Origin of the sequence: Pseudomonas sp. NBRC 100443 (assembly GCF_030268185.1) — a bacterium.
In the GTDB taxonomy this organism is placed as follows: Bacteria; Pseudomonadota; Gammaproteobacteria; order Pseudomonadales; family Pseudomonadaceae; genus Pseudomonas; species Pseudomonas citronellolis.
In genome coordinates this window covers 122,333-148,418 of record NZ_BSQE01000012.1, presented here as the reverse complement: position 1 = coordinate 148,418, position 26,086 = coordinate 122,333, and the positions used below count along the sequence as shown (strand labels likewise).

24 protein-coding genes are annotated in these 26,086 nt (G+C 69.5%); 8 read left to right on the top strand and 16 right to left on the bottom strand.

Annotation, left to right across the window (positions count from 1 at the left end):
- Positions 1–32: 32 nt before the first annotated feature.
- The 9 genes from QSJ95_RS17470 to QSJ95_RS17430 form a co-directional block, all read right to left on the bottom strand.
- Positions 33–1,178: an acyl-CoA dehydrogenase family protein gene (locus tag QSJ95_RS17470; RefSeq protein ID WP_285644110.1), complete on the bottom strand. Its 1,146-nt coding sequence runs from the start codon at positions 1,176–1,178 to the stop codon at positions 33–35.
- Positions 1,179–1,193: 15 nt separating this feature from the next.
- A complete protein-coding gene (locus tag QSJ95_RS17465; RefSeq protein ID WP_285644109.1) occupies positions 1,194–1,958 on the bottom strand; it encodes an enoyl-CoA hydratase/isomerase family protein in 765 nt (254 codons plus the stop codon).
- Positions 1,958–3,016: an acyl-CoA dehydrogenase family protein gene (locus QSJ95_RS17460; RefSeq protein ID WP_285644107.1), complete on the bottom strand. Its 1,059-nt coding sequence runs from the start codon at positions 3,014–3,016 to the stop codon at positions 1,958–1,960. The genes QSJ95_RS17465 and QSJ95_RS17460 overlap by 1 nt, the downstream gene beginning before the upstream one ends.
- Positions 3,013–3,456 carry a PaaI family thioesterase gene (locus QSJ95_RS17455; protein ID WP_285644172.1) on the bottom strand — a complete coding sequence of 148 codons (444 nt, stop codon included), beginning with the start codon at positions 3,454–3,456 and terminating at the stop codon, positions 3,013–3,015. Before QSJ95_RS17455 ends, QSJ95_RS17460 begins: the two co-directional genes overlap by 4 nt.
- Before the next feature lie 37 nt (positions 3,457–3,493).
- Positions 3,494–4,837 carry an MFS transporter gene (locus tag QSJ95_RS17450; RefSeq protein WP_285644106.1) on the bottom strand — a complete coding sequence of 448 codons (1,344 nt, stop codon included), beginning with the start codon at positions 4,835–4,837 and terminating at the stop codon, positions 3,494–3,496.
- 51 nt (positions 4,838–4,888) lie between these two features.
- Entirely contained in the window at positions 4,889–5,755 is an 867-nt protein-coding gene (locus QSJ95_RS17445; protein WP_285644105.1) for a MaoC/PaaZ C-terminal domain-containing protein, read from the bottom strand.
- Entirely contained in the window at positions 5,739–7,886 is a 2,148-nt protein-coding gene (locus tag QSJ95_RS17440) for an acetate--CoA ligase family protein (protein ID WP_285644104.1), read from the bottom strand. The genes QSJ95_RS17445 and QSJ95_RS17440 overlap by 17 nt, the downstream gene beginning before the upstream one ends.
- 114 nt (positions 7,887–8,000) lie before the next feature.
- Positions 8,001–9,152: a thiolase family protein gene (locus tag QSJ95_RS17435; protein WP_285644103.1), complete on the bottom strand. Its 1,152-nt coding sequence runs from the start codon at positions 9,150–9,152 to the stop codon at positions 8,001–8,003.
- Positions 9,149–9,535: a Zn-ribbon domain-containing OB-fold protein gene (locus tag QSJ95_RS17430; RefSeq protein ID WP_285644102.1), complete on the bottom strand. Its 387-nt coding sequence runs from the start codon at positions 9,533–9,535 to the stop codon at positions 9,149–9,151. The genes QSJ95_RS17435 and QSJ95_RS17430 overlap by 4 nt, the downstream gene beginning before the upstream one ends.
- A 144-nt stretch (positions 9,536–9,679) precedes the next feature.
- Between QSJ95_RS17430 and QSJ95_RS17425 the strand changes: the two genes are divergently transcribed.
- Positions 9,680–10,489 (top strand): IclR family transcriptional regulator, encoded by an 810-nt coding sequence (locus QSJ95_RS17425; protein WP_058071330.1) that lies wholly within the window; start codon positions 9,680–9,682, stop codon positions 10,487–10,489.
- A gap of 348 nt (positions 10,490–10,837) precedes the next feature.
- Here the strand turns inward: QSJ95_RS17425 and queF are convergent, their stop codons facing one another.
- Positions 10,838–11,668: an NADPH-dependent 7-cyano-7-deazaguanine reductase QueF gene (queF, locus tag QSJ95_RS17420; protein ID WP_285644098.1), complete on the bottom strand. Its 831-nt coding sequence runs from the start codon at positions 11,666–11,668 to the stop codon at positions 10,838–10,840.
- 304 nt (positions 11,669–11,972) lie between these two features.
- The gene (copI, locus tag QSJ95_RS17415) at positions 11,973–12,521 is read right to left on the bottom strand and encodes a copper-resistant cuproprotein CopI (protein WP_285644096.1); all 549 of its coding nucleotides are present in this window, start codon (positions 12,519–12,521) and stop codon (positions 11,973–11,975) included.
- A 149-nt stretch (positions 12,522–12,670) separates the two neighbouring features.
- On the opposite strand from copI, the gene QSJ95_RS17410 reads away from it, so the two are divergent.
- Both QSJ95_RS17410 and QSJ95_RS17405 read left to right on the top strand, forming a co-directional pair.
- Entirely contained in the window at positions 12,671–13,351 is a 681-nt protein-coding gene (locus tag QSJ95_RS17410) for a heavy metal response regulator transcription factor (protein WP_074980991.1), read from the top strand.
- Entirely contained in the window at positions 13,348–14,685 is a 1,338-nt protein-coding gene (locus QSJ95_RS17405; RefSeq protein ID WP_285644092.1) for a heavy metal sensor histidine kinase, read from the top strand. The genes QSJ95_RS17410 and QSJ95_RS17405 overlap by 4 nt, the downstream gene beginning before the upstream one ends.
- A gap of 188 nt (positions 14,686–14,873) precedes the next feature.
- Here the strand turns inward: QSJ95_RS17405 and QSJ95_RS17400 are convergent, their stop codons facing one another.
- A complete protein-coding gene (locus QSJ95_RS17400) occupies positions 14,874–15,659 on the bottom strand; it encodes a PhzF family phenazine biosynthesis protein (protein WP_043315397.1) in 786 nt (261 codons plus the stop codon).
- Between the two features lie 93 nt (positions 15,660–15,752).
- Entirely contained in the window at positions 15,753–16,223 is a 471-nt protein-coding gene (gene ybaK, locus QSJ95_RS17395) for a Cys-tRNA(Pro) deacylase (protein ID WP_058071335.1), read from the bottom strand.
- Positions 16,224–16,382: 159 nt separating this feature from the next.
- Between ybaK and glpK the strand changes: the two genes are divergently transcribed.
- On the top strand, positions 16,383–17,894 hold the full coding sequence (gene glpK / locus QSJ95_RS17390) for a glycerol kinase GlpK (protein WP_285644170.1): 1,512 nt from the start codon (positions 16,383–16,385) through the stop codon (positions 17,892–17,894).
- 151 nt (positions 17,895–18,045) lie between these two features.
- On the opposite strand, the gene dnaQ is transcribed toward glpK, so the two are convergent.
- The 3 genes from dnaQ to QSJ95_RS17375 all read right to left on the bottom strand — a co-directional run bounded on the left by dnaQ (position 18,046) and on the right by QSJ95_RS17375 (position 20,120).
- Positions 18,046–18,789, bottom strand: a complete 744-nt coding sequence (dnaQ, locus tag QSJ95_RS17385; RefSeq protein WP_043266954.1) for a DNA polymerase III subunit epsilon — start codon at positions 18,787–18,789, stop codon at positions 18,046–18,048.
- A gap of 56 nt (positions 18,790–18,845) precedes the next feature.
- Entirely contained in the window at positions 18,846–19,292 is a 447-nt protein-coding gene (gene rnhA / locus QSJ95_RS17380) for a ribonuclease HI (protein WP_009619116.1), read from the bottom strand.
- A gap of 69 nt (positions 19,293–19,361) precedes the next feature.
- The gene (locus tag QSJ95_RS17375; protein WP_043315398.1) at positions 19,362–20,120 is read right to left on the bottom strand and encodes a class I SAM-dependent methyltransferase; all 759 of its coding nucleotides are present in this window, start codon (positions 20,118–20,120) and stop codon (positions 19,362–19,364) included.
- 125 nt (positions 20,121–20,245) lie between these two features.
- On the opposite strand from QSJ95_RS17375, the gene gloB reads away from it, so the two are divergent.
- From gloB to QSJ95_RS17355, 4 genes are all read left to right on the top strand, one after another.
- On the top strand, positions 20,246–21,025 hold the full coding sequence (gene gloB / locus QSJ95_RS17370; protein ID WP_285644088.1) for a hydroxyacylglutathione hydrolase: 780 nt from the start codon (positions 20,246–20,248) through the stop codon (positions 21,023–21,025).
- A gap of 79 nt (positions 21,026–21,104) precedes the next feature.
- Positions 21,105–22,709 carry a LysM peptidoglycan-binding domain-containing protein gene (locus QSJ95_RS17365; protein ID WP_043266958.1) on the top strand — a complete coding sequence of 535 codons (1,605 nt, stop codon included), beginning with the start codon at positions 21,105–21,107 and terminating at the stop codon, positions 22,707–22,709.
- Between the two features lie 465 nt (positions 22,710–23,174).
- Complete coding sequence (locus QSJ95_RS17360) at positions 23,175–24,998, top strand: extracellular solute-binding protein (RefSeq protein ID WP_285644085.1); 1,824 nt, start codon at positions 23,175–23,177, stop codon at positions 24,996–24,998.
- Entirely contained in the window at positions 24,998–26,083 is a 1,086-nt protein-coding gene (locus tag QSJ95_RS17355; RefSeq protein WP_009619104.1) for a microcin C ABC transporter permease YejB, read from the top strand. Before QSJ95_RS17360 ends, QSJ95_RS17355 begins: the two co-directional genes overlap by 1 nt.
- The last annotated feature ends 3 nt before the right edge of the window (positions 26,084–26,086 follow it).

The following is a 26,086-nucleotide window of genomic DNA, read 5'->3' as shown; positions in this document are numbered from 1 at the left end:
TCTTTCCTCTCGTATGGATTCGGCTGCGGCCTTCAACCCGGCAGGCCGAGCAGGCTCTTGGCCAGGATGTTGCGCTGGATTTCGTTGGTGCCGCCGTAGATGGTGGTGGGCCGCGACTGGATGAAGATGCCCGCCGGGTGCAGCTCGGGGTCGTCGGCCAAGGGCTGCAGCAGCGCCGAATCGGGGCCGGCGATCTCCAGGCCCAGTTCGCTGATGCGCTGGTACAGCTCGGACTGGTGGACTTTCAGCATCGACACCTCCGGGCCCAGGTTCTCGCCGCGCCGCAGGCGCTCGGCGAAGTGCCCATACAGCGCCTTGTGGCAGTCCAGGTCCATGCCCAGCGCGGCGAAGCGCTGGGCGAACGCCGGGTCGTCCCACAGGCCCTGGCGCCGCGCCAGGCGCGCCAGGCGCTCAAAGGCGAAGGTGGCCTGCTTGGGCGAGCCGAGGAAGATGCGCTCGAAGCCCAGCAGCGCCTTGGCCATGCTCCAGCCCTGGTTGACCTCGCCTACCAGGTGGTCGGCCGGCACCCGCACGTCGTTGAAGAACACCTCGCAGAACTCGCCCTGCAGCTCCAGGTTGAGGATCGGCCGCACCTCGACGCCGGGGCTGTCCATCGGCACCAGCAGGAAGCTGATGCCCTGCTGCGGCTTGCCGCCGCGCTCGGTGCGCGCCAGCACGAAGATCCAGTTGGCCTCGCTGCCCATGGTGGTCCAGGTCTTCTGGCCGTTGATCACCCACTGGCCGCCCTCCAGCACCGCCTCGGTGCGCAGGCTGGCCAGGTCGGAGCCGGCGTTGGGCTCGCTGTAACCCTGGCACCAGATGTCCTCGCCACTGAGGATGCGCGGCAGGAAGCGCTCGCGCTGGGCGTCGCTGCCGTAGCGGATCAGCAGCGGGCCGAGCATGGTGATGCCGCTGTCGGGCAGGCGCGCGCAGCCGTAGCCTTCCATCTCCTCGATCATGATCAGCTGCTTGCCGGCGGAGAGGCCCATGCCGCCGTAGCGCACCGGCCAGCCGGGGCACAGCCAGCCCTGGCGCGACAGCGCCTGGTACCACTCCCGGGTGTCGTCGCGGCCCAGGCGGTGGGCCGGGTTGCGGATGCGTTGCGGGTAGTTGGCGGCGATCCACTCGCGCACCATCAGGCGGAACTCGCCGTCGCCCATGGCGTTGTAGTCGGTCATTTCAGTGCCCTCGGCTCATTGTCCGGTGAATGCGGGGGTGCGCTTGGCCAGGAAGGCCGCCTTGCCTTCGGCATGGTCGGCGCTGAGGAACAACTGGCTCTGCAGCTCGCCCTCGCGCTCCAGCAGCAGGTCGAGGCCGTCGGCGAGCAGGGCCTTGGTCATGGCCAGCGGCAACGGCGCCTGCTGCTCGACCAGGGCGGCGCGGGCCATGGCCGCGTCCAGTGCCGCGCCGGGTGCGCAAAGCTGGTCCACCAGGCCGATGCGCAGCGCCTCCTCGGCTTCCAGCACCTGGCCGAACATCAGCACCTGTCGCGCACGGCCCACGCCGATGCGCGCCGGCAGGGTATGCAGCAGGCCGAGGTCGGCGAGCAGGCCGACCTTGCCGAAGCCGGCGGCGAAGCGCGCCGTGCCGCCGCACACCAGGCTGTCGCAGGCCAGCGCCACGGACAGCCCGGCGCCCACCGCCCAGCCTTCTATAGCGGCAATCAGCGGCTTGCCCATGCGCACCATCTGCCGCACCAGGGCGGCGTTGTCGTGCATGCGCGCGCGGCCGGCGCCGAGCCCGGCGACGTTCATGTCGCTGAGGTCGCCGCCGGCGCAGAACACTTCCGCGCTGCCGGTGATCACCACGCTGCGCACCTGCGCGTCGGCGTCGGCCTCGCGCAGGGCCTGCAGCAGTTCCTGGCGCAGCGCCGGGGCCAGCGCGTTGCGCCGCGCCGGGTTGTTGAAGCGCAGCAGGCGCACGCTGCCGTGGGTCTCTTGCAGCAGCATCCCGCTCATCAGGCCACCTCCCGTTGCAGCAGCGCGATGTAGCGCGCCTTGTGGAAGGCCAGCGAACCCTGGGCGTTGAGCAGCACCATGGCGCGGCGCAGGAACAGGCCGATGTCGGCCTCGTCGGTGAAGCCGATGCCGCCGTGCAGCTGGATCGCCTGGCGGGTGACCAGCAGCGCGGCCTCGGCGGCGCGCACCTTGGCGGTGGACACCAGGCGGCGGACCTCGGCCAGCGGCGCCCGGGCGTCGATGGCGTCGGCGGCCTGGGCGACCACGGCGCGCGCCAGCTCGATCTGGATCTTCAGGTCGACCATGCGGTGCTGCAGGGCCTGGAAGCTGCCGATGGCGCGGCCGAACTGGCTGCGCACGCCGAGGTAGTCGCGGGTGCGCTCGAAGGCGGCATCCATCAGCCCCACCAGGTAGGCCGCGCAAGCCAGCGCGGCTTCGTCCAGCGCGGCGGGCGGTGCCGCCAGCGCGCGGGCCGGCGTGGCGTCGAAACGCAGGCGCGCCAGGTGGCCACCGTCCTGGGTCGGTTCCTGGCTCAGGCGCAGTCCTTCGGCGCCGCGCTCCACCAGCGCCAGGCCGCCGTCGCAAGCCACCAGCCAGGCGTCGGCGGCGGCGCCCAGGGCGACATGGCCGACCTCGCCATGCAGCTTGCCGTCGCGCAGTTGCGGCAGCGTGGCGCCTTCGTCGTAGGCGATGCCCGCCGGCAACACCAGTTTTTCACCGGCCAGCAGCGCTTCGCGCTCCGCGTCCGGCAGCAGCGGCGCCACCAGGCTCGCTTCGATCAGCGGCTCCGGCAGCAGGCCGCGCCCCAGTTCCTCCAGCAGCGCGGCGTATTCGGCCATGCCCAGGCCGCTGCCGCCCTGCGCTTCGTCCAGGCGCAGGCCCGGCCAGCCCATGGCGCAGACTTCGGCCCAGGCTGCGCGGTCCACGCCCGGCGCGCTGAAGCGCAGGCGGCGCACCCGGCCCAGGTCGCCGTCGGGCGGGACCAGGGAGGCGGCGCTGTCACGGATCATGCGCAAGCGCTCCTCGCGCTCGCGGGCCAGTTCGGCGGTGTCGGTCATGTCGTCGTACTCGTGTCGGTGGAACGGCTCCCGGCCCCGGCGGGCCGGTACTTGAAGCTGCCCGAGGCGCTGGCGACCAGTTCGCCGTCCTCGTTGTGGATCTCGGCTGTGCAGAAGCACAGGTTGCGCGTGCGCCGCAGCACCCGGCCGACGGCGTTGAGCTCGCCGCGGGCGGTGCCCATGAAGTGCGTGGCCATGTCGATGGTGACCATCGAGCAGCCCGGCGAGCAGATGCGGATGGCTCCGGCCATGGCGGCGTCGAGCACGGTCATCAGCACCCCGCCGTGGAAGTGGCCGAGGTAGTTCATCAGCTCCGCGCGGTGCTTCAGGCGGATGCGCGCCAGGTCGCCCTCGGCCCAGCGTTCCAGGCCGATGAACTCCTGGAAGGTGAAGCGGCCGGTGGGAAACACCGTCGCGGGCTCGGCCAGGCTGGCCGCCATGGGTGAATCGTTCATCGCAAGGGGCTCCGTCATGGGCTCAGGCCTTCAGCGGCCGCGGCTCGGTGGCATCGGCGCGCGCCGGGGCGACCGGCTCAACGCTGGCATCGGCGTCGCTCGCCGCGCGGTTCGGGTCGTACAGGCGGTCGGGGATGAGCAGCGCCGGGATCAGGCCGGTGATCACGTAGGTGATGCCCATCACCAGGAAGCCGGCGCCGATGGAGATGTGCGAGGCCAAGAGGCCGATGGCCGCCGGCGCCACCGCCGCGCCGACGCGGCCGAGGTTGTAGGCGGTGCCCACCGCGGCGCCGCGCACCCGGGTGGAGAAGCTCTCGGTCATGTAGGTGGCCAGCACGCCCACCGGCACGCCGTAGATGAAGCCGAACAGAGTGAGAATCCAGACGATGTTCTCCGGCGTGTGCCAGAACACGATCAGCGGCATGAAGATGGCGCTGCCGATGGCGCCGGCGGCGAAGGTGGCGCGGCGGCCGAAGCGGTCCGAGGCCACCCCGGCGGCCACCTTGCCGAGGATCATCGCGGTGTAGGTGCCGACCATGTAGCCGGTCATGGACTTGAAGTTCATGCCCAGCTCGCTTTCCAGGTACGAGGGCATCCAGTTGTTGGTGCCGTAGTAGCCGAACAGCAGGAAGCACGAGGTCAGCGTCCACAGCAGGAACATGCGCCGCGTGCCCGCATCGGCCAGCAGGCCCTGCACGCCACCGCCGGCGGCGGGCTCGGCACGCACGCCGGCCGGCTGCTGGCGGCGCTGGGCGCGGGCTGCCAGCCACGACGGCGACTCCGGCACCCAGGGGCGCAGCGCCAGGCAGATCAGCGCCGGCGCCAGGGCGGTGAAGAACAGCGTGCGCCAGCCGAACTCCGGGATGATCTGCCCGGCGAGGATGGTCGCCACCAGGTAGCCCACGGTCCAGCCGGCCTGCATGGTCGCCAGGATGGTGGTGCGGTACTTGGTGGTAACGAACTCGGACATCAGGATGTTGCAGGCGACGAACAGCGAACCCAGGCCCAGCGAGGACAGGAAGCGGATCAGCGCGAACTGCCAGTAGTTGTGGGTGAGCCCCAGCAGCGCGGTGCCGAGCGAGAAGATCACGATGGTCCAGGTCACCACCCGCACCCGGCCGAAGCGGTCGCAGCACCAGCCGCCGTAGATGCCGCCGATGGCCATGCCGGCCAGGGTGATGCTGCCCAGCGAGCCGGCCTCGAAGTTGCTCAGGCCGAACTCGGCCTTGAGGCTGTTCAGGCTGTAGGCGAGGAACATCAGGTCGACGCCATCGGCGAGCAGCCCGAGGAAGCAGAAGAAGAAGGCGATGACCAGGGTCCGCCGGGGGAACCCGGCGTCCTGGGGAGGACTCATGGATGCGCTCATTGTTCTTGTTCTCGCAGGTTGGTTGAGGGGGTTGTCGCCATGCCGCCCGGCTCAGCTGTTCGCCTCCGGCGCCAGGCGCACGCGGCCGTTGTCCAGCACCACCCGATCGCGCTCGACCACGCGGGTGCGGAAGGAGCCGTCGTTCCAGATTTCCGTGCGCAGGGTCTCGCCGGGGAACACCGGCGCGGAGAAGCGCACCTGCAACTGCCCGAAGCGCTCCGCGCGGTAGTCGGCGAAGCCGCGCAGCAGGGCGTGGAAGGCCACGCCCAGGGTGCACAGGCCATGCAGGATCGGCCGGGGGAAGCCGCCGCGGGCCGCGGCCGCCGGGCTGGCGTGGATCGGGTTGTCGTCGCCGTTGAGGCGGTAGTACAGGGCCTGCTCCGGACGCGTCGGCAGGTCGATGACCAGGTCCGGCGCGCGCTCGGGCAGGCGGTGCGGCTGGCTCAGCGACTGGCTGTCGCCGCCGAAACCGCCGTCGCCGCGCAGGAAGGTGGTGCCGCGGGCGATGGCCAGCACCTCGCCGCTGGCGGCATCGCTGAGCACCTTCTCGCTGTACAGCAGCGCGCCCTTGCCGGCGCCCTTGTCCACCAGGCCGGTGACGCGGGTACGGCCGATCACCTCGCCTTCCGGTGGCAGCGGCTTGAGCCACTCCACGCTCTGCTCGCCATGCACCAGGCGCAGGGCGTCGACGCCGGTGTCCGGGTTGCCCAGCCAGAAGCCCGGGTGGCCCAGCACCACGGCCATGCACGGCAGCGCCTGGAGATCACGGTTGGCGTCGACGAAGGCCAGTTGGTGCTCGTCTAGGGGGTCGGCGCCGAGGCCCACCGACAGCGCGTAGAAGGCGCTGTCCTCGCGGCAGTAGCGCTGGCGCACCTCGGGAATGCGGTAGTTCAGCAGGTGCTCAGGATTCAGCGCCATCGGCCACCTCCTGCACTTCCAGCACCGCGTCGGCGGCCCAGGCGCCCTGCCCCTCGGGCATGGCGAACACCGGGTTGAGGTCCACCGAGCGCAGCCGCGGGCCGGCCTGCGCGGCGAACTGCGAGAGCCGCGAGAGCACCTGCGCCAGCGCCTTCACGTCGGTCACCGGGCGGCCGCGTGCGCCGAGCAACAACGGCGCGCCCTTGATGCTGCGGATCATCGCCTCGGCCTCCTCCGCGCCGAACGGGCAGCGGCGGAAAACCACATCTTTCAGGACTTCGACGAAAATGCCGCCGAGGCCGAATACCGCCACCGGGCCGAACAGCGGGTCGCGCTGGATGCCCATGAAGCACTCCACGCCGCCCTGCAGCTGGCGCGCCACCAGCACGCCGTCGATGCGCGCCTGCGGGGCCTGTTCGGCGGCGCGCTGCAGCAGCAGGTCGAAGCCTTCGCGCACCGCCGCCGCATTGTCCACACCCAGCAGCACGCCGCCGATCTCCGACTTGTGCAGGATGTCCGCCGAGGCGATCTTCAGCACCACCGGGAAGCCGATCTGCTCGGCGAAAGCAGCGGCCTCCGCGGCGCTCACCAGCACCCGCTCCGGCGCCGACTCGATGCCCGCGCGGGCCAGTAACTGTTTGGCCTCGGCCTCCCCCGGCGTGTACGGCGGCAACTCCACGTCGCCGGGCGCCGGCACCTGGCGCAACGGTTTGGCGAAAGCCTCGCCGAGCCGGCCCATGGCCTGGATGGCGTGCACCGCGCGGGTCGGGTCCTCGAACAGGGCGAAGCCGGCCTTGCGGTAGGGTTCCAGTTCCTCGCCCTCGCCCATCACCGAGACCACGAACAGGCGGTCCGGGTGGTCGGCCTTGATCCGGCCGAACTGCTCGGCCAGCTTCGGGCCGATGGAGGCGACGGTGCCGGCCTGGGTGAAGAAGGCGATCAGCGACTTGTAGCCGCCGTCCACCACCATGGATTCGGTGAAGTCGTGCACCAGGCTCAGGTCGTTCAGGGCCTGGGCGGTGCAGTCCACCGGATTGATCGGCGAGGCGAACGACAGCCGCTGCTTCAGCCGCGCCTGGGCCGCCTCGGGCATGGGCGGCATCGGCAGGCCGACGTCCTCGGCGGCGTCGCTGACGATGATCCCGGCGCCGCCGCTGACGGTGATCATGCCCAGGCTGTTGGCCACCGGGTAGATACGCTGGGTGGCGAGGTAGGCGATGTCGATCAGTTCCTCGGTATTGCGCGCGCGGACCACCGCATAGTCGGCCAGCACCGCGTCCAGCACCTTGTCGTCGCCGGCCAGGGAAGCGGTGTGGGACATGGCCGCGCGGCCGCCCAGCTCGCTGCGCCCGACCTTGTGCAGGATCACCGGCTTGCCGGCGCGGTGGGCGGCCGCCAGGGCGGCGAGGAAGCTGTCGACGTTGCGGATGGATTCGGCGTAGGCCATCACCACGTCGACTTCCGGCGACTCCACCAGCCAGCCGATGGCATCGCCCAGGGTGACGTCGGCCTCGTTGCCGGTGGCTACGCAGATCGGCGTGCCCAGCCCGCGCTGCCGCGCCAGGCCCAGCAGGTGCGCACCGTAGGCGCCGGACTGGGTGGCGATGCCGACGCGCCCGGCCAGCGGAATGCCGCGCTCCAGGCTGGTGGAGAAGAAGGCGTAGTAGCCCAGGTTGGCGTTGAACACGCCCAGGGCGTTGGGGCCCAGCAGGCGCATGTTCGCCGCGCGGGCGGCCTCGACCATCGCCTCCTGCATCAGCACGCCCTCGCCGCCCACCTCGCTGAAGCCGGAGGAGAACACGATGGCGCTGCGCGCGCCCTTGCGGCCCAGGGCCTGGATGGTCTCCAGCACCTGCGGCGCCGGCAGCGCGACTATGGCCACGTCGGGCGCCTCGGGCAGCGCCTCGACGCTGGCGAAGGCCGGCAGGCCCTGGATTTCGCTGCGGTTGGGGTTCACCGGCAGGATGCGGCCGCCGAAGCCGTTGCGCAGCATGTAGGCGATGGGCCGGCCGCCGATGCGGTGCGGGTCGCTGGAGGCGCCGACCACGGCCACGGAACGCGGTTGCAGCAGGGGCGTGAGGCTGGCGAAGCACGAGGCGTTGCCAGGGTGTTGCGAGTGACTCACTGACATGGCTTTCCACCTGAACTGTTGACGGTTGCCGGAGCGTGCGTCCCGGCGCGAGGGCGAGCGCGTCCACGGCGGGCCGCCGAAGCGGCCACCGCTGGGGCGCCGAACCCGGGGGTTTCAGAGCACCGACTGAGTGCCGAGCAGGGCCGTGACCTGGCTGGACAGGGTGCCGCCGTTGCCGTGCAGCAGGGCGACGTCGGCCTTGCGCAACTGGCGCTCGCCGGCCTGGCGGCGCAACTGCGTCACCGCCTCGATGATCAGGAACATGCCGTACATGCCCGGATGCACGCAGGACAGCCCGCCGCCATTGGTATTCACCGCCAGCTCGCCGCCAGGGGCGATGCGCCCGCCCTCGACGAAGCGCCCACCCTCGCCCTTCGGGCAGAAGCCGAGGTCTTCGAGGAACAGCAGGGTGTTGATGGTGAAGGCGTCGTAGAGCATCACCAGGTCGATGTCGGCGTGCGTCACCCCGGCCATCTGCATGGCCCGCGGGCCGCTTTCGCTGGCGGCGGTGACGGTGAGGTCGGGCATCGCCACGATGGAGCGGTGCCACTGCGCGCCGGCGGCGCCGAGGAAGTACACCGGCGCATTCGGCAGGTCGCGGGCACGCTCGGCGCGCACCAGCACGCAGGCGCCGCCGCCGTCGGTGACCAGGCAGCAGTCGGCCTTGCTCAGCGGGTCGCTGACCATGCGCGCGGCGAGCACCTCTTCGACGGTCAGCGGGCCGCGGGCGAAGGCCTCGGGGTTGAGGTTGGCCCAGCCCCGCGCGGCCACCGCCACCTCCGCCAGCTGCGCGCGGGTGGTGCCGTACTGGTGCATGTGGCGGCTGGCGGCCAGGGCGTAGGCGGTGATCGGATGGCGCGGCTTGTAGGGCGTCTCGTGCCACTGCGGCTCGCTCATCGATACCAGCTTGCCGCCGGCGGTGCGCTGGTTGGAGCCGTAGCAGATCAGCGCCGCGTCGCACAGCCCGGCCTCCAGGGCCAGGGTGGCCTGCAGCAGGTGCAGTTCGAAGCTGGAGCCGCCGATATTGGTGCCATCGACGAACTTCGGGCGGATGCCCAGGTATTCGCAGACCGACAGCGTCGGGAAGGCGTGGGAACTGGTGGCGGCGAACACCGCGTCGATATCGGCCAGCTTCAGCCCGGCATCGGCGATGGCTTTCACCGAGGCCTGGCCGAGCAGTTCGATGGCGCTGTGGCCGGGGGCCTCGCCGATGCCGGCGCTGCCGATGCCGACGATGGCGGTCTTGCCGCGCAGGACCTGGCTCATGGCTGCACCTGCGCAAGCGCGTCGAACACCACCACGGGGGTGCCTTCCTGCTCGACGATGCGCGCCTTCAGGCGGGTGCCGATGGGCAGTTCGAGGTGGCCTTCTATGCGCGACATCATGCGCACGCCCTCGTCCAGGTCGACCAGGGCGACGTTGTAGTCGCCGCCACGGGCGCGGTTCACGGTGATCGCGTAGAGGGTGCCCAGGCCGCTGGCCGGCATCCATTCCAGGTCCGTCTCGCCGCTGCCCGGCACCAGGTTGCGCGGGTAGAAGACGTAGCGCCCGGTGGCACGGCTGCGCTGCAGCATGAAGCGGCCCTGGGCCAGGAAGGCGAGGTACTGGGCCTCGGGGCCCGGAACGACGCACTCGGGGAGATCTGCCACGTAGGTCCTCCTTTATTCTTGTTCGACCTTTGCTGCAAAGTGCAACGACGTGGACGCACCAACCGGCGACTTCAGGGCAGCGGTTGTGCGCTCCGTGAAGCCAGCATATATTCACTCCACTGAATGTCAACCTGAATACTGAATATGAAAAACAAAGAAACCGCACCGGAAGCCAGTACCAAGAGCGCCAGCACCAAGGATGTAGGGGCCGTGGTGAACGCCATTCAGATCCTCCGCCACCTGGCCCACGCCGAAGCCCCCGAAGGCGTGGCCGCCATCGCCCGCGCCACCGGCATCAGCCCGAGCAGCGCCTTCAATATCCTGCGCACGCTGCACAACGAGCAGCTGGCGTCGTTCGACAACGAGACCAAGACCTACCAGCTGGGCCTGGGCCTGTCGGAACTGGCGGTGAGCTTCATCGGCCGCAGCTACGCCGACCTGATCCAGCCGGAACTGGAGCGCCTGAGCCTGGCCCACCGGATACTCGTCGCCCTCTGGCAGGTCACGGACGACGCGCACATCCGCGTGATCGCCCGCTCCGAGCCGCAGATCGCCCACGTCAACGTGGCCATGGGCACGCGCCTGCCGGAACTGGTGGGCGCCGCCGGGCGCTGCATCGCCGGCCTGCGCCAGCTGCCGGAGGACGAACTGCGCCGGCGCCTGTCGCGGGTGCGCTGGGAGAACCCGCCGGCCTTCGAGCAGTACCAGGCCGACGCCCACGAAGCCCTGGAACGCGGCTGGGCCATGGACCAGGACCACCTGTACCGCGGCGTGAGCATGGTCGCCAGCGCGGTCACCGACCGCGACCGGCAGCCGCGCTTCATCATCTCCGCCATCGGCATCAGCGCCCAACATCGCCGCGATGAACTGGAAAGCATCGGCAGCAGTTTGCGCGATACCGCCAGCTTCATTGGCCGTGCGCTCTTTCCCCAGGGCGGCGGCCGCAAGGCGTAGAATCAGAATGCCATTCAGTATCGGGAAAGGTATTCAGCGGGAATGACACGAGGGGATTACGATCGCGCGGCCGGAGTCCGCTCCTACGAGGAAACTCCATGCCTCACGACAACTGTAGGAGCAACTGTCTTGCGCCGAGGTGCTCTTCGTAGGATGGGTTGAGCTTGCGATACCCATGCCGTGGTGATGGGTATCGCTTCGCTCAACGCCATCCTACGAAAAGCCGTGCTTCCTGGAACCGTAGGGGCCCTGCCCGCGATATCGCTCCTACAGGGGAATGGCGCAGCGTAGGAGCGGATCTCATCCGCGAATCGCGCCGGAATCTCCGTCCGCGATGAAACCGTATCGTTACTGCCGCACCAACCGACGGTTGTCCGGCGCGATGTCATCGCTGCTGCGGTAGGGATTGATATCCAGCCCACCACGACGCACATAGCGCGCATAAACGGTCAGTCGGCTGGGCTGCAGCAGGCGCTGCAGGTCGAGGTAGATGCGCTCCACGCACTGCTCGTGGAAGTCCTGGTGCTGGCGGAAGGAAACCACGTAGGCCAGCAGGCTGGCGGGGTCGAGCGCCGGGCCGGCGTAGTCCACCACCAGGGTGCCCCAGTCCGGCTGGCCGGTGACCGGGCAGTTGGATTTCAGCAGGTGGCTGTAGAGCACCTCGTCCACCCGCCGGGCGTCGTCGCAGCGCAGCAGCTCCGGGCGCGGGTGGTCGTAGCCGTCCACGGCGATGTCGAGGTCGTCGATGCAGCGGCCAGGCAGCTTCGCCACGCCCTCCTCAGCCACTTCATCGAGACTGCGCAGGCGCACGCTCACCGGCGCGCCTGCGGCGGCGGACAGGTCGCGCTCCAGCACCGCCTGCAGCGCCTCGCGGCTGTCGAACGGGCTCTGGTTCAGCGAGTTGAGGTAGAGCTTGAAGGACTTCGACTCGATGATGTTCGGCGACTGCGCCGGGATGGCGAATTCGCCGATGGCCACCACCGGCTTGCCGCCGGGGGTCAGCCAGGACAGTTCGTAGCAGTTCCAGATGTCCACGCCGCGGTATGGCAGGTTGGCGCCGTCCAGGCCCAGCTCGGCCCACTTGGTGGCGCGGCTGATGGGGAACAGCAGCCCGGGCGCGTAGGTGGAGACGTATTCGCTGGATTTGCCCAGCGGCGAATGTTCGGCGGGATGCTGCATGCAATGGACCTGCGGGAATCGTGTCGGCGCCCGCCAGGGTGACGGGCCGGGCAAGTGTATACAAATGCCCCGCTGGTTTCAGCAGGCGCGGGAGGCCTGGGTGACGGCTGGCGGCCTTGGGGCGGATCGCGGACGGAGTCCGCTCCTTGCGCCAAGGTGCTCTTCGTAGGATGGGTTGAGCTTGCGAAACCCATGCGGTTGCACTGATGGGTATCGCTTCGCTCAACGCCATCCTACGAAAAGCCGTGCTTCCCTGGAGGCGTAGGAGCGGATTCATCCGCGATTGCGCCGGCAAGGCCGGCGCTCAGGGCTCGACGGTCAGGCGGCCGACCATGCCGGCCTGGTAGTGGCCGGGGACGTTGCAGGCGAATTCCAGCTCGGTGGCACGGGTGAAGGTCCAGGTCAGCTCGGCGGTCTTGCCCGGTTCCACCAGCACGCTGTTGGGGTCGTCGTGCTTCATCATCTTCGAATGGTCCATGCCGGCCATGTCGTGGCTCATGCCGGTGGGCGTGAGCATGCCCATCGCCTGCATCCGCTGCATTTCCTTCTGGTGCTCGGCGTGCAGGGCGGCGTTGCCGAGGTTGAACTCGTGCAGCAGGCTGCCCTTGTTGTGGATGACGAAGCGCACCGTCTCGCCGGCCTTGACCCGCAGCGACTTGGGCTCGAAGTACATCTCGCCCAGGGTGACCTCGACGCTGCGGGTGGCCTGGGCGGCCTCGGCCGGCTTGCCGAAGTCGTACCCATGGCCGTGGCCGGCGTCGGCCAGGGCCGGCAGGGCGAAGGCGGCGGCGGCGGCGGCGGCGGCGGCGGCGAGGCCGAGGATGGCGGCGTTGAACAGCTGGCGTGTACGCATGATGCGGACCTCTTGCAGATGATTGCCCCCATGTTGCCGCCGGCCACCTGCCGGTTGGCTGTCGGGAAGATTACAGTTGTGTCAGCTTGGCGGCGCCGCCGGCGGCGCTGGGTACAATGACCGGCATTCCGCCACGGAGGCCATCCACCTTGAAACTGCTGATCGTCGAAGACGAACCCCGCATCGGCCAGTACCTGCGCCAGGGCCTGAGCGAGGCCGGCTACGCCGTGGACCTCTGCGGCGACGGCGCCGAGGGCGAACAGCTGGCGCTGTCCGGCGGCTACGACCTGGCGATCCTCGACGTCATGCTGCCCGGCCGCGATGGCTGGCAGATCCTCCAGGCCGTGCGCCAGGCCGGCCTGGCCCTGCCGGTGCTGTTCCTCACCGCCCGCGACGCCGTGGAGGACCGCGTGCGCGGCCTGGAACAGGGCGCCGACGACTACCTGGTAAAGCCCTTCGCCTTCGTCGAGCTGCTGGCCCGCGTGCGCACCCTGCTGCGCCGTGGCGGCCAGCAGTTGCAGGAGACCGTGCTGCAACTGGCCGACCTGGAGCTGGACCTGCTGCGCCGCCGGGTGCAGCGCGGCGGCCGGCGCATCGAGCTGACCGCCAAGGAGTTCGCCCTGCTGGAACTACTGCTGCGCCGCCACGGCGAGGTGCTGCCCAAGTCGCTGATCGCCTCCCAGGTGTGGGACATGAACTTCGACAGCGACACCAACGTCATCGAGGTGGCCATCCGCCGCCTGCGCGCCAAGGTCGACGACGACTTCCCGCAGCGCCTGATCCACACCGTGCGCGGCATGGGCTACGTGCTCGAAGAGCGCGCACCGTGAGCGCCGCCGCGCGGGTTTCGCTGGGCGTCCGCCTGAGCCTGCTGTTCGCCGCCTGCACCGCGGCCGTGTCGCTGATCGCCGGGGTGGTGTTCAGCCGCGCCAGCGAGGCGCACTTCGTCGAGCTGGACCGCCAGGTGATGGCCGGCCGCCTGCCCTTCTTCCGCGAACTGCTCGGCCCGGTGCGCGATCCCTCCGGCCTGACTGCGCAACGCGAAACACTGGAGCACGAACTGACGCGCCACCCGGACCTGGGCCTGCGCCTGGAGGGCGTCGACGGCCAGCGCTGGCTGGACGAGCCGCCGCGCATGAGCAGCGGCATGGAAGGCATGGGCGAGCCGCCCGCCTACCGCGAGATGCGCGTGCCGCTGGACCCGGCCGAGCCCGCCGGGCGCCAGCTGACCCTGGTGCTGGACATCACCCACCACCAGCACTTCCTCGGCCGCATGCAGCAGTTGATCTGGCTGACCATGGGCCTCTCCGCCCTGGCCACCGCCCTGCTCGGCGCCTGGGCCACCCGAGCCAGCCTGCGCCCGCTGCGGCGCATGCGCGAGGTGGCGGCGCAAGTGTCGGCGCAGTCGCTGACCACCCGCCTGGATGCCAGCCGCCTGCCCGCCGAGCTGCGCGGCCTGGCCAGCGAGCTGAACGCCATGCTGGCGCGCCTGGAGGAAGCCTTCCAGCGCCTGTCGGCGTTCTCCGCGGACATCGCCCACGAGCTGCGCACGCCGCTCACCGCGCTGCTGACGCAGACCCAGGTGGTGTTGTCGCGCCCGCGCGGCGAGGACGACTACCGCGAGGCGCTGCACGGCAACCTGGAGGAGCTGCAGCGGCTGACCGCCATGGTCAACGACATGTTGCTGCTGGCCAAGGCCGACCACGGCCTGCTGGCTCCCGGGCGCGACAGCCTGGACCTGGCCGCGGAAGTGGACGCCCTGCTGGAGTTCTACGCGCCGCTGGCCGAGGACCAGGGCGTCCACCTGGCGCGCGAAGGCCTGGCGCAGGTGCGCGGCGACCGCGGCATGCTGCGCCGGACGCTGGCCAACCTGCTGGACAACGCCCTGCGCTTCACCCCCGCAGGCGGCGCCGTCCGCGTGCGCCTGCGGCCCGGCCAGGTCAGCGTGGAGAACCAGGGCCCGGCGATCCCCGCCGAGCAGTTGCCAAGGCTGTTCGACCGCTTCCACCACCGCGAGGCGGCCCAGCGCGAGGGCCAGGGCGTGCACGCCGGCCTCGGCCTGGCAATCTGCCGCTCCATCGTCCAGGCCCACGGCGGCCGCATCCGCGCCGAATCCGCAGACGGCTGGACACGCCTCATCATCGAATTACCGCCGGAAATGTAGGGCGAATAACCGTTCGCGGTTATCCGCCGCCTCACCCAAGCCCCCAGCCGGGCCCAGGTCAGCCCCGGAGCCGCCTGGAACCAAGGCCAAACGGCGGATAACGCCGTAGGCGTTATGCGCCCTACGCCAAGCCCACCGTAGGGCGTATAACCGTTCGCGGTTATACGCCGCCACACCCAAGCCCACCGTCAAATCACCAACCGCCCACTCGCCACCAGCCGCGCCTGGCCGGCGATGCGCACGCGGTCGCCTTCCAGCCGGCACCAGAGTTCGCCGCCGCGGGCCGAGCACTGCAAGGCGCGCAGCTGCAGCTTGCTCAGGCGCTGCGACCAGTAGGGGATCAGGCAGCAGTGGGCAGCGCCGGTCACCGGGTCCTCGTTGATGCCGATGGCCGGGGCGAAGAAGCGCGAGACGAAGTCGTGGTCGCCCTCCCCCCGCGCGGTGACGATCACGCCCAGGTACGGCAGCTTCGCCAGGGCGACGAAGTCCGGCTTGCAGGCGCGCACCGCCTCTTCCGATTCCAGCAGCACCATCAGGTGCGCCGTGGTGCTCAGCGCATCGACCACCGGCAGGCCCAGGGCCTGCTCCAGCTCCACGGTGCTGCCCGCCTCGTGGGGCGGCTGCGCCGGGAAGTCCAGGGCCAGGCGCTGGTCCTCGCGGTACACCCGCAGCGGGCCGGACAGCGAGTTCAGCTCCAGGCGCTCGCCCGGCTCGCCGAACACCTCGAACAGCACATGGGCGCTGGCCAGGGTGGCGTGGCCGCACAGCGGCACCTCGGCGGTCGGGGTGAACCAGCGGATGCGCCAGCCATCGGCCTCACGGACCAGAAAGGCGGTCTCCGACAGGTTGTGCTCGGCGGCGATGTTCTGCATCAGCTCGTCGGCCAGCCAGGCGTCCAGGCGATAGACCATGGCCGGGTTGCCGGCGAACGGACGGTGGGTGAAGGCATCGACCTGGTGGAATTCGAGCTGCATGGCGTTCTCCTCTGAATGGGGCTCCAGCATGCCGTCCCGCGCGTTCGGCGCTGCTATACAGTGTGCGACTTTCGCATCGGCACAGTCGTGCCCTCAGGCCCGGCCGATGGCGGCGAAACTGGCCGAGGTCAGCCCGGCCAGGGTCTCGGCGCTCAGCTCCACCTCCAGGCCGCGGCGCCCGGCGCTGACGTGGATGCTCGGGTACTGCCGGGCGGAGTCGTCGATGAAGGTGCGCAGGCGCTTCTTCTGCCCCAGCGGGCTGATGCCGCCGACCAGGTAGCCGGTGGCGCGCTGTGCGGCATTGGGGTCGGCCATGTCGGCCTTCTTCGCCCCGGCGGCGTGGGCCAGGGCCTTCAGGTCGAGGCTGCCGGCCACCGGCACCACGGCCACCAGCAGCTCGCCCTTCTCGGTGGCGGCGAGCAGCGTCTTGAACACCCGCGCCGGCTCCAGGCCGAGCTTCTCGGCGGCCTCCAGGCCGTAGGACGGCGCCTTGGGATCGTGTTCGTAGCTCAGCACGCGGTGCTCGGCGCGGGCCTTCTTCAGCAGGTCGATGGCGGGGGTCATGGCGGTCCGGGCTCTGTCCGTGAACGATGCCCAAGCATAGCAAGGGCCGGCGGCCGAATCCGCCACCGCCGCCTGCGCGCGGCCCTTCACCCGGCGCGCGGAATGGCCTAAGGTCGCAGACGACCCGGGCTCTGCCGGATGCAGCACAAGGCCAACGTCATGACCGACAGCCAGCACAAGAAATACATCGTCGCCCTCGACCAGGGCACCACCAGTTCCCGCGCCATCATCTTCGACCGCGACGCCAACGTGGTCAGCGTGGCCCAGCGCGAGTTCGCGCAGATCTACCCCCAGGCCGGCTGGGTCGAGCACGACCCCATGGAAATCTGGGCCACCCAGAGTTCGACCCTGGTCGAGGCCCTGGCCCAGGCCAGCATCGGCTTCGGCGAGGTGGCCGCCATCGGCATCACCAACCAGCGCGAGACCACGGTGGTGTGGGACAAGGCCACGGGCCGGCCGATCCACAACGCCATCGTCTGGCAATGCCGGCGCAGCGCGGGCATCTGCGAGCAACTGCGCGCCGACGGCCTGGAGCCCTACATCCGCGACACCACCGGGCTGGTCATCGACCCCTATTTCTCCGGCACCAAGCTGAAGTGGATCCTCGACAACGTCGACGGCGCCCGCGAGCGCGCCCGCCGCGGCGAGCTGCTGTTCGGCACCGTGGACAGCTGGCTGGTGTGGAAGCTCACCGAGGGCGAGGTGCATGTCACCGACTACAGCAACGCCTCACGCACGCTGCTGTTCGACATCCACAAGCTCGACTGGGACGACCGCCTGCTGGCGGCCCTGGACATTCCCCGGGCCATGCTGCCGAGGGTGCAGGCCTCTTCCGGGGTGTTCGGCCAGGCGCGGGTCGGCGGCCTGGGCGTGCACCGCACACCCATCGCCGGGATCGCCGGCGACCAGCAGGCCGCGCTGTTCGGCCAGCTCTGCGTGGAGCCCGGCCAGGCGAAGAACACCTACGGCACCGGCTGCTTCCTGCTGATGCACACCGGCGCCAAGGCGGTGAAGTCCACCCACGGCCTGCTCACCACCATTGCCTGCGGCCCCCGCGGCGAGCCGCAGTACGCCCTGGAAGGCGCGGTGTTCAACGGCGGCTCCACGGTGCAGTGGCTGCGCGACGAGCTGAAGGTGATCAACGACGCCCACGACTCCGAGTACTTCGCCAGCAAGGTCAAGGACAGCAACGGCGTCTACCTGGTGCCGGCCTTTACCGGCCTGGGCGCGCCCTACTGGGACCCGTACGCCCGCGGCGCGCTGTTCGGCCTGACCCGCGGGGTGAAGGCCGACCACCTGATCCGTGCCACCCTGGAATCCATCGCCTACCAGACCCGCGACGTGCTCGACGCCATGCAGCAGGACGCCGGCGAGCCGCTGCGCGCCCTGCGCGTGGACGGCGGCGCGGTGGCCAACAACTTCCTCATGCAGTTCCAGGCCGACATCCTCGGCACGCCGGTGGAACGCCCGCAGATGCGCGAGACCACCGCGCTGGGCGCCGCCGTGCTGGCGGGGCTGGCCAGCGGCTTCTGGCAGGGCCTGGACGAACTGAAGGGCAAGGCGGTGATCGAACGGGTGTTCCAGCCCAACTGCGAGGCGGCCGAGCGGGAGCAGCTGTATGCGGGGTGGAAGAAGGCGGTGGAGCGGACCAGGGGCTGGGCGGAGCCGTAGGGCGTATAACCGCGAATGGTTGTACGCCGATAGGCCCGGGCCCATGCCCGGGAGCGGCCGGGACAGGGGCTTCGGGTTTGGCTCCGCAGTGGCCTGGGGCCAAGGTGAAACGGCGGATAACCGCGAACGGTTATCCGCCCTACGCCGATGGCTATTCCTGTGCGGCGGGGGCGTCCATCTGCGCCCATAGCGAGGGGCCGCCGGCGGATTTTTCCACCGCGGCCAGGCGTGCGGCGTGGGCCGCCAGTTCCTCGTCGCTGGCGCGGATCACCCGGGTCAGCGCGCGGCCGGCCGCCAGACGGCGGATCGCGCTGGGCTGCGGGCGGCCGCTGCCGTCGCCCTCGGCGCCCTGGCCGGCCAGCGACAGGCTGGTCTGGCCACCGGTCATCGCCAGGTAGACGTCGGCGAGGATCTCGGCGTCGAGCAGTGCGCCGTGCAGGTCGCGGCCGGAGTTGTCGACGCCGTAGCGCTTGCACAGGGCGTCGAGGTTGTTGCGCTGCCCCGGGTGGCGCTCGCGGGCCATCATCAGGGTGTCGAGCACCGAGCAGTAGTCGCTGACCTCGGCGCGTTCGCTCTGCCCCAGCAGGGCGAACTCGTTGTTGATGAAGCCGATGTCGAACGCCGCGTTGTGGATGATCAGCTGGGCGCCGTGGATGAACTCGTAGAACTCGTCGGCCACCTCGCGGAAGCGCGGCTTGTCCTTGACGAACTCGTTGGTGATGCCGTGGACGGCGATGGCGCCCTCGTCGATCTCGCGATCGGGCTGCAGGTAGACGTGGAAGTGGCGGCCGGTGAGGCGGCGGCCTTCCAGCTCGACGCAGCCGATCTCGATGATCCGGTGGCCATCGGTGACCGGCATGCCGGTGGTTTCGGTATCCAGTACGACGCTGCGCATTTCGGGACCTTGTTGCTTTGACCAGGGAGGGCGCCCGCGGGCGCCCGTTGCAATATTCAGCGTGGCAGTTCGGCGACGCCGCGGTTGGCGAGCATGTCGGCGCGCTCGTTGCCGGGGTGCCCGGTGTGGCCGCGCACCCACTGCCATTCGACATTATGCCGGTTGACCTGCTCGTCCAGCGCCTGCCACAGGTCGGCATTCTTCACCGGCTGCTTGGCGGCGGTCTTCCAGCCGCGCTTCTTCCAGTTCGGCAGCCATTCCTTGATGCCTTTCATCACGTACTCGGAGTCGGTGACCAGGCGGATCTCGCAGGACCGCTTGAGCGCCGCCAGGGCCATGATGGCCGCCGTCAGCTCCATGCGGTTGTTGGTGGTCTCCAGCTCGCCGCCCCAGAGTTCGCGCTCGGCGCCCTTGTAGAACAGCACCGCGCCCCAGCCACCGCGGCCGGGGTTGCCCTTGCAGGCGCCGTCGGTATAGATGACGACCTTCTCTTCTTCGCTCATATCACCTTCAGTACGGCCCGCGGCGTCCCGCCCCGGGATGGTGGCACGAGGGACTGGCGAAGGCCGTCGCTAGATTTCGGAATCGCGCCGGCTGACCTTGGCCACCGGCAGCGGCACCAGTTGGCCGCGGGCCTCGCGGCGGGCCTGGCGCAACGGCCGCAGGCCGACCACCAGCTTGCGCGCCACCAGCAGGTAGAAGCCGGCACCGGTGCCCTTGAGGCCCGCGCCCCAGCCTTCCATGCGTGCTAGGCGCGCCTGCCAGACAGCCGAGGCAAGCGGCGGACGATAGCACCCGAAGCGGCGTTTCTCCAGCGCGAAGCCCAGCAGGTTGAGCCAGTCGCAGACGCGCCCGGGGGAAATGCAGCGCGCCCGGCCCAGGCCGTCGGAGGCGAAATAATGCCGCAGGCCCCAGGCGCTGCGCGGGTTGACGCCGATCACCAGCAGGTGCCCGCCGGGGCGCACGCTGCGCGCGGCTTCGCGCAGCAGGCGGTGCGGCGACAGGCAGAAGTCCAGGCCGTGCTGCAGCAGCACCACGTCGGCGGCGTGCTCGCCCAGCGGCCAGGCGCATTCGTCGCAGGCGATCTCCACGCCCGGCAACGGCGGCCCCAGGCGCACGCCGCGCTGGATGTTGCCGGTGCTCTCCGGCAGTTCGGCGTGCGGGCCGTAGTGCACCAGGTAACCGCCGAAGTAGCGCTGCAGCTCGTCGCAGAGCAGGCGCTGCTCCTCGGCCAGCATCATGGCGCCCAGCGGCCCGGCGAACCAGTCGCGCGCCTCGGCGATCAGCTCCAGCCAGTCGGCATCGGCCTGGGCGAAGGGTTCTCGTTCCATTCTCACCACCCCCTGAAACAGGTTGGCTGTCGCCGCCGGGAGGGCGGTCGACGCCGTTCGGCGAACACAGGACGGCACATTCGCACTACTATGCGCCAACCTATTCCGCTTAGCGACATCCGGCCATGATACAGATCGACGCGCTACCCGCCTTTTCCGACAACTACATCTGGCTGTTGCAGGATGTGACCACCCGGACCTGCGCGGTGGTCGACCCGGGCGACGCCGCGCCGGTGGAGGCCTGGCTGGCCGCGCACCCGGGCTGGCGCCTGGCCGACATCCTGGTCACCCACCACCACCAGGACCACGTCGGCGGCGTGGCGCGCCTGAAACAGACCAACGGCGCCCGCGTGCTGGGCCCGGCCGGCGAGCGCATCCCGGCCATCGACCTGGCGCTGCGCGACGGCGACCAGGTCGAAGTGCTGGGCCTGGGCTTCGAGGTCATCGAAGTGCCCGGCCACACCCTCGGGCACATCGCCTACTACCATGCGGACGCCGATGCGCCCCTGCTGTTCTGCGGCGACACCCTGTTCGCCGGCGGCTGCGGCCGCCTGTTCGAGGGCACCCCGGCGCAGATGCACGCCTCCCTGGGCCGCCTCGCCGCGCTGCCGGGCGCCACCGGCGTGTACTGCGCCCACGAATACACCCTGAGCAACCTGCGCTTCGCCCGCGCGGTGGAGCCCGGCAACGCCGAGCTGGCCGCGCGCTTCGACGAGGTCGCCGCCTGGCGCGAGCAGGGCCGCATCAGCCTGCCCTCCAGCATCGCCCTGGAACGGGCCACCAACCCCTTTTTGCGCACCTCGGAAAACAGCGTTAAAAAAGCCGCCGACGAGCGGAACGGCGGGCCGACAGCCAGCCCCGCAGAGGTTTTTGCGGTCATTCGGCAATGGAAAGATAAATTCTGAGGTCTGGCGAAATCTTGACCACGTCCGGCGCGGTTTCTAGAATCCCCGAAATTTTTACCCTGGACAAAGTCATCCGCCAATGCCGCCAAAGACCAGTAAGACCAGCGATCTAGACGCATTGGCTCGTGCCATACGAGTCTCCGTCCTGCTCGGCGCCGGCGCCCTCGCCGGCTGCCAGACCAGCCAGCACAGCGGCACCGACCAGGACACCCTGACCTACCGCCCCGCCAGCCGCGCGGTGGACGTACAGTTCAACCCGGCCTACGCCGACAGCGACATCTGGCAGCGCATGCGCCACGGCTTCCAGCTGCAGGCCGACGCCACCGACACCAACCCGCGCATCGAACGCCAGCGCCTGTGGTTCGTCAGCAACCAGGCCTTCATCGAGCAGGCCTCCGAGCGCGGCAGCCCCTACATGCACTACGTGGTGGAGCGCCTGGAAGAGCGGCAGATGCCGCTGGAACTGGCGCTGCTGCCGATGATCGAGAGCGCCTACAACCCCCTGGCCGTGTCCCGCGCCCAGGCGGTGGGCCTGTGGCAGTTCATCCCCACCACCGGCACCCACTTCAACCTGCGCCAGACCAGTTGGTACGACGGCCGCCGCGACATCAAGGCCTCGACCAACGCGGCGCTGACCTACCTGAACCGCCTGCACGACATGTTCAACGGCGACTGGCTGCTCGCCCTGGCCGCCTACAACGCCGGCGAAGGCACCGTCAGCCGCGCCATCGAGCGCAACCAGAAGCTCGGCCTGCCGACCGACTACTGGAACCTGCCGCTGCCCCAGGAAACCCAGGACTACGTGCCCAAGCTGCTGGCCCTGTCGCAGCTGGTGATGTCGCCGGAAGCCTACGGCATCAACCTCAACCCCATCGCCAACGAATCCTACTTCGCCGCGGTGAAGGTCAAGCCCGGCCTGGACCTGTCGCGCGTCGCGGCGCTGGCCGAACTCGACGAGGACGAGCTGTACCTGCTCAACCCGGCCTTCAAGCGCCGCATCACCATGGACGGCCCGCAGCAGCTGCTGGTGCCCAAGGAGAAGGTGGAACGGCTCAAGGCCGGCCTCGCCTCCCTGCAGCCCCAGGACCTGGTGAGCTGGAAGCAGTACAAGGTGCGCCGCGGCGATAGCCTGCGCAGCATCGCGGCCAAGCACGGCATCAGCGTGGCCGAGCTCAAGAGCAGCAACCGCCTGAGCTCCAACCGCGTGCGCAACGGCCAGGCGCTGCTGATCCCGGCCAAGGGCAGCCGCATGCCGGAACTGGAGCCCGCGCGCCAGGTGGCCAAGGCCGGCGCGACCAAGGCGCCCAGCCTGGCCAACGCCACCCGCAGCTACAAGGTCAAGAGCGGCGACAACCTCTGGCAGATCGCCCGCGCCACCGGCGTCGGCGTCGACGACCTGAAGCGCTGGAACGGCCTGGACAGCCACGGCGTCAAGCCCGGCCAGGTGCTCAAGCTGCAAGGCGCCACCCAGCTGGCATCGCGCAGCGGCGCCAGCGGCAAGGCCAAGCAGCAGCAGGAAGCGGCAACCTACTACAAGGTCAAGCAGGGCGATTCCATGTACCTGATCGCCAAGCGCTTCAACGTCGAGATGCAGCACATCAAGCGCTGGAACCCGCGCAGCAGCGCCCACGCGCTCAAGCCTGGGCAGACGCTGACGCTTTATCTCGATACCGCGAGCCGTTGATTTCCCGTCCGGCCCAGCCATGGCGTTGGCGGCAGGCGCGGTGTAACGGCGGATAACCGCGAACGGTTATTCGCCCTACGCCCAGGGTGGCCCTGGCGTAGGGCGCATAACGCCTACGGCGTTATCCGCCGTTTGACCTTGGCCACACCTCCCTCGGCGCCGAGCACGGAGCCGCCCGCCCCCGGCAACTTTTTCCCCGAAAGCACGGCCTAAGCTTCCGGCCCGAGCTTTTTCCCCGCAATACAAGCTGTTACCGTGGCCCTCTCGGGACGCCCGTGCAAACGCCGGCGCGCCGTCGCCCGCCGCGTCGTGCGTCCGCTGCCGCCCCTTGCACGGGACCGGCCCCAACCAGTACAAACGATGCCAGCCCGAACGCACCTACGAGCAGACCATGCCCAGAATGCCGACCAGCGCCCCTCGCCCCGCACCCGCGCCCACCAACGGATCGGCGGCGGAGCGCCGTCGATGAAGCTCCGCGCCCTCCTCCTGCTCGGCCTGCTCGGCCTGGGCGCCGGCCTGCAGGCCGCGCCGCAACATGCCATCACCCTCTACGACGAGGCGCCGAAATACCCGGCCGGCTACCGCCACTTCGACTTCGTCAACCCCGACGCCCCCAAGGGCGGCACCCTGCGGCTCTCCGACACCGGCGGCTTCGACAGCCTCAACCCGTTCATCCCCAAGGGCAACCCGGCCTCGCAGATCAGCCTCATCTACGACACCCTGACCTTCCACTCCCTCGACGAGCCCTTCACCGAATACGGCCTGCTCGCCGAGAAGATCGAGAAGGACCCCGAGCAGCGCTTCGTGCGCTTCTACCTGCGCCCCCAGGCGCGCTTCAACGACGGCACCCCAGTCACCGCCGACGACGTGGTCTTCACCTTCGAAACGCTGATCAAGCAGGGCGACCCGATGTACCGCAACTACTACGCGGACGTCGACAAGGTGGTGGCCGAGGACAAGCTGCGCGTGCGCTTCGACTTCAAGCGCCCGGGCAACCGCGAGCTGCCGCTGATCCTCGGCCAGTTGCAGATCCTACCCAAGCACTGGTGGGCCAGCCGCGACTTCGCCAAGACCAGCCTGGAGCCGCCGCTGGGCAGCGGCCCCTACCGCGTCGCCAAGGTCGACCCGGGCCGCTCGATCCGCTACGAGCGGGTCAAGGACTACTGGGCCAAAGACCTGCCGGTGAACCGCGGCTTCAACAACTTCGACGCCGTGGTGGTGGACTCCTACCGCGACCTGACCGTGGCCCTGGAAGCCTTCAAGGCCGGGCAGTTCGACTTCAACGAGGAGCGCATCGCGAAGAACTGGGCCACCGCCTACGACTCGCCGGCGATACGCGACGGCCGCATCGTCCGCCAGGAGCTGCACAACGACAATCCCTGGGGCATGCAGGGCTTCGCCTTCAACCTCCGCCGCCCGGTGTTCCAGGACGCGCGGGTGCGCGAGGCCATCAGCCTGCTGTTCGACTTCGAGTGGACCAACAAGCAGCTGTTCTTCGGCTCCTACAAGCGCGACCGCAGCTACTTCGAGAACTCCGAGATGGCCGCCCACGAGCTGCCCGACGCGCAGGAGCTGGCGATTCTCGAACCGCTGCGCGGCAAGTTGCCGCCGCAGGTCTTCGACAGCGTCTACGAGCCGCCGGTCAGCGACGGCAGCGGCATCATCCGCGAGCAGAAGCGCAAGGCCTACAAGCTGCTGCTGGAGGCCGGCTACAAGATCGTCGACGACCGCATGGTCGGCCCCGACGGCAAGCCGCTGAGCTTCGAGTTCATGCTGGTGCAGGCCGACTTCCTGCGCGTGCTGCTGCCCTACAAGCGCAACCTCGCCGAGCTGGGCATCGACATGCAGATCCGCGTGGTGGACATCTCCCAGTACATCAACCGCCTGCGCTCGCGGGACTTCGACATGATGGTCGCCAGCTGGCCACAGTCCAACTCGCCGGGCAACGAGCAGCGCGAGTTCTGGCATTCGGCCAGCGCCGACAACCCCGGCAGCCGCAACTTCATAGGCCTGCGCGACGCGGCCATCGACGAGCTGGTGGACGGCCTGATCAAGGCCGACTCGCGCGAATCCCTGGTGCGCCACGCCCGCGCCCTGGACCGCGCCCTGCAGTGGGGCCACTACGTGGTGCCCAACTGGTACCTGGACACCTGGCGCCTGGCCTACTGGAACCGCATCGCCCACCCCGCCAAGCTGCCGCCCTACAGCTACGCGCTGATGACCTGGTGGCAGGCCCGCGACAAGGCCGAGCCGACCCAGGCCGTGACCCAGGCGCAGGAGACCCGCTGATGCTCGCCTACATCCTGCGCCGCCTGCTGCTGATAGTGCCGACGCTGTTCGGCATCCTGCTGATCAACTTCATCATCATCCAGGCCGCCCCCGGCGGGCCGGTGGACCAGATGATCGCCAAGCTCGAAGGCGTCAACGCCGCCGCCGGCGGGGCCACCGGGCGCATCGCCGGCTCCGGCGGCGAGCTGGCCTCCTCCGGCGGCTCGCACTACCGCGGCGGCCAGGGCCTGGACCCGGAACTGGTGAAGGAAATCGAGCGCATGTACGGCTTCGACAAGCCGGCGCCCGAGCGCTTCTGGATCATGCTCAAGAACTACGTGCACCTGGACTTCGGCAGCAGCTTCTTCCGCGACGCCAAGGTCACCGACCTGATCATCGAGAAGCTGCCGGTGTCCATCTCCCTGGGGCTGTGGAGCACCCTGATCATGTACCTGGTGTCCATCCCCCTGGGCATCGCCAAGGCGGTGCGCAACGGCAGCCAGTTCGACATCTGGACCAGCTCGGCGATCATCATCGGCTACGCCATCCCCGCCTTCCTCTTCGCCATCCTGCTGGTGGTGCTGTTCGCCGGCGGCAGCTACTGGGACTGGTTCCCCCTGCGCGGGCTGACCTCCAACGACTTCGACGAGCTGAGCACCTTCGGCAAGGTCAAGGACTACTTCTGGCACCTGGCCCTGCCGATCACCGCCCTGGTCATCGGCAACTTCGCCACCATCACCCTGCTGACCAAGAACAGCTTCCTCGACGAGATCGGCAAGCAGTACGTGGTCACCGCCCGCGCCAAGGGCCTGACCGAGCGCCAGGTGCTCTACGGCCACGTGTTCCGCAACGCCATGCTGCTGATCATCGCCGGCCTGCCCTCGGCGCTGCTGGGGGTGTTCTTCACCGGCTCGCTGCTGATCGAGGTGATCTTCTCCCTCGACGGCCTGGGCCTGCTCAGCTTCGAGTCGGCGCTCAACCGCGACTACCCGGTGGTGTTCGGCACCTTGTTCATCTTCACCCTGTTCGGTTTGATCATGAAGCTGGTCAGCGACGTCCTCTACACCCTCGTCGATCCGCGCATCGACTTCGAGAACCGGGAGTGATCC

What these genes read in the sequence shown, in the direction of transcription:
- glpK (WP_285644170.1), top strand. Translation starts at nt 16,383, where the DNA reads ATGACCGACAGCCAGCACAAGAAATACATCGTCGCCCTCGACCAGGGC.
- QSJ95_RS17375 (WP_043315398.1), bottom strand. Translation starts at nt 20,120, where the DNA reads ATGGAACGAGAACCCTTCGCCCAGGCCGATGCCGACTGGCTGGAGCTG.
- QSJ95_RS17360 (WP_285644085.1), top strand. Translation starts at nt 23,175, where the DNA reads ATGAAGCTCCGCGCCCTCCTCCTGCTCGGCCTGCTCGGCCTGGGCGCC.
- QSJ95_RS17460 (WP_285644107.1), bottom strand. Translation starts at nt 3,016, where the DNA reads ATGACCGACACCGCCGAACTGGCCCGCGAGCGCGAGGAGCGCTTGCGC.
- queF (WP_285644098.1), bottom strand. Translation starts at nt 11,668, where the DNA reads ATGCAGCATCCCGCCGAACATTCGCCGCTGGGCAAATCCAGCGAATAC.
- QSJ95_RS17425 (WP_058071330.1), top strand. Translation starts at nt 9,680, where the DNA reads ATGAAAAACAAAGAAACCGCACCGGAAGCCAGTACCAAGAGCGCCAGC.
- QSJ95_RS17435 (WP_285644103.1), bottom strand. Translation starts at nt 9,152, where the DNA reads ATGAGCCAGGTCCTGCGCGGCAAGACCGCCATCGTCGGCATCGGCAGC.
- rnhA (WP_009619116.1), bottom strand. Translation starts at nt 19,292, where the DNA reads ATGAGCGAAGAAGAGAAGGTCGTCATCTATACCGACGGCGCCTGCAAG.
- copI (WP_285644096.1), bottom strand. Translation starts at nt 12,521, where the DNA reads ATGCGTACACGCCAGCTGTTCAACGCCGCCATCCTCGGCCTCGCCGCC.
- ybaK (WP_058071335.1), bottom strand. Translation starts at nt 16,223, where the DNA reads ATGACCCCCGCCATCGACCTGCTGAAGAAGGCCCGCGCCGAGCACCGC.
- QSJ95_RS17455 (WP_285644172.1), bottom strand. Translation starts at nt 3,456, where the DNA reads ATGGCGGCCAGCCTGGCCGAGCCCGCGACGGTGTTTCCCACCGGCCGC.
- QSJ95_RS17400 (WP_043315397.1), bottom strand. Translation starts at nt 15,659, where the DNA reads ATGCAGCTCGAATTCCACCAGGTCGATGCCTTCACCCACCGTCCGTTC.
- gloB (WP_285644088.1), top strand. Translation starts at nt 20,246, where the DNA reads ATGATACAGATCGACGCGCTACCCGCCTTTTCCGACAACTACATCTGG.
- QSJ95_RS17465 (WP_285644109.1), bottom strand. Translation starts at nt 1,958, where the DNA reads ATGAGCGGGATGCTGCTGCAAGAGACCCACGGCAGCGTGCGCCTGCTG.
- QSJ95_RS17355 (WP_009619104.1), top strand. Translation starts at nt 24,998, where the DNA reads ATGCTCGCCTACATCCTGCGCCGCCTGCTGCTGATAGTGCCGACGCTG.
- QSJ95_RS17445 (WP_285644105.1), bottom strand. Translation starts at nt 5,755, where the DNA reads ATGGCGCTGAATCCTGAGCACCTGCTGAACTACCGCATTCCCGAGGTG.
- QSJ95_RS17470 (WP_285644110.1), bottom strand. Translation starts at nt 1,178, where the DNA reads ATGACCGACTACAACGCCATGGGCGACGGCGAGTTCCGCCTGATGGTG.
- QSJ95_RS17440 (WP_285644104.1), bottom strand. Translation starts at nt 7,886, where the DNA reads ATGTCAGTGAGTCACTCGCAACACCCTGGCAACGCCTCGTGCTTCGCC.
- dnaQ (WP_043266954.1), bottom strand. Translation starts at nt 18,789, where the DNA reads ATGCGCAGCGTCGTACTGGATACCGAAACCACCGGCATGCCGGTCACC.
- QSJ95_RS17450 (WP_285644106.1), bottom strand. Translation starts at nt 4,837, where the DNA reads ATGAGCGCATCCATGAGTCCTCCCCAGGACGCCGGGTTCCCCCGGCGG.
- QSJ95_RS17365 (WP_043266958.1), top strand. Translation starts at nt 21,105, where the DNA reads ATGCCGCCAAAGACCAGTAAGACCAGCGATCTAGACGCATTGGCTCGT.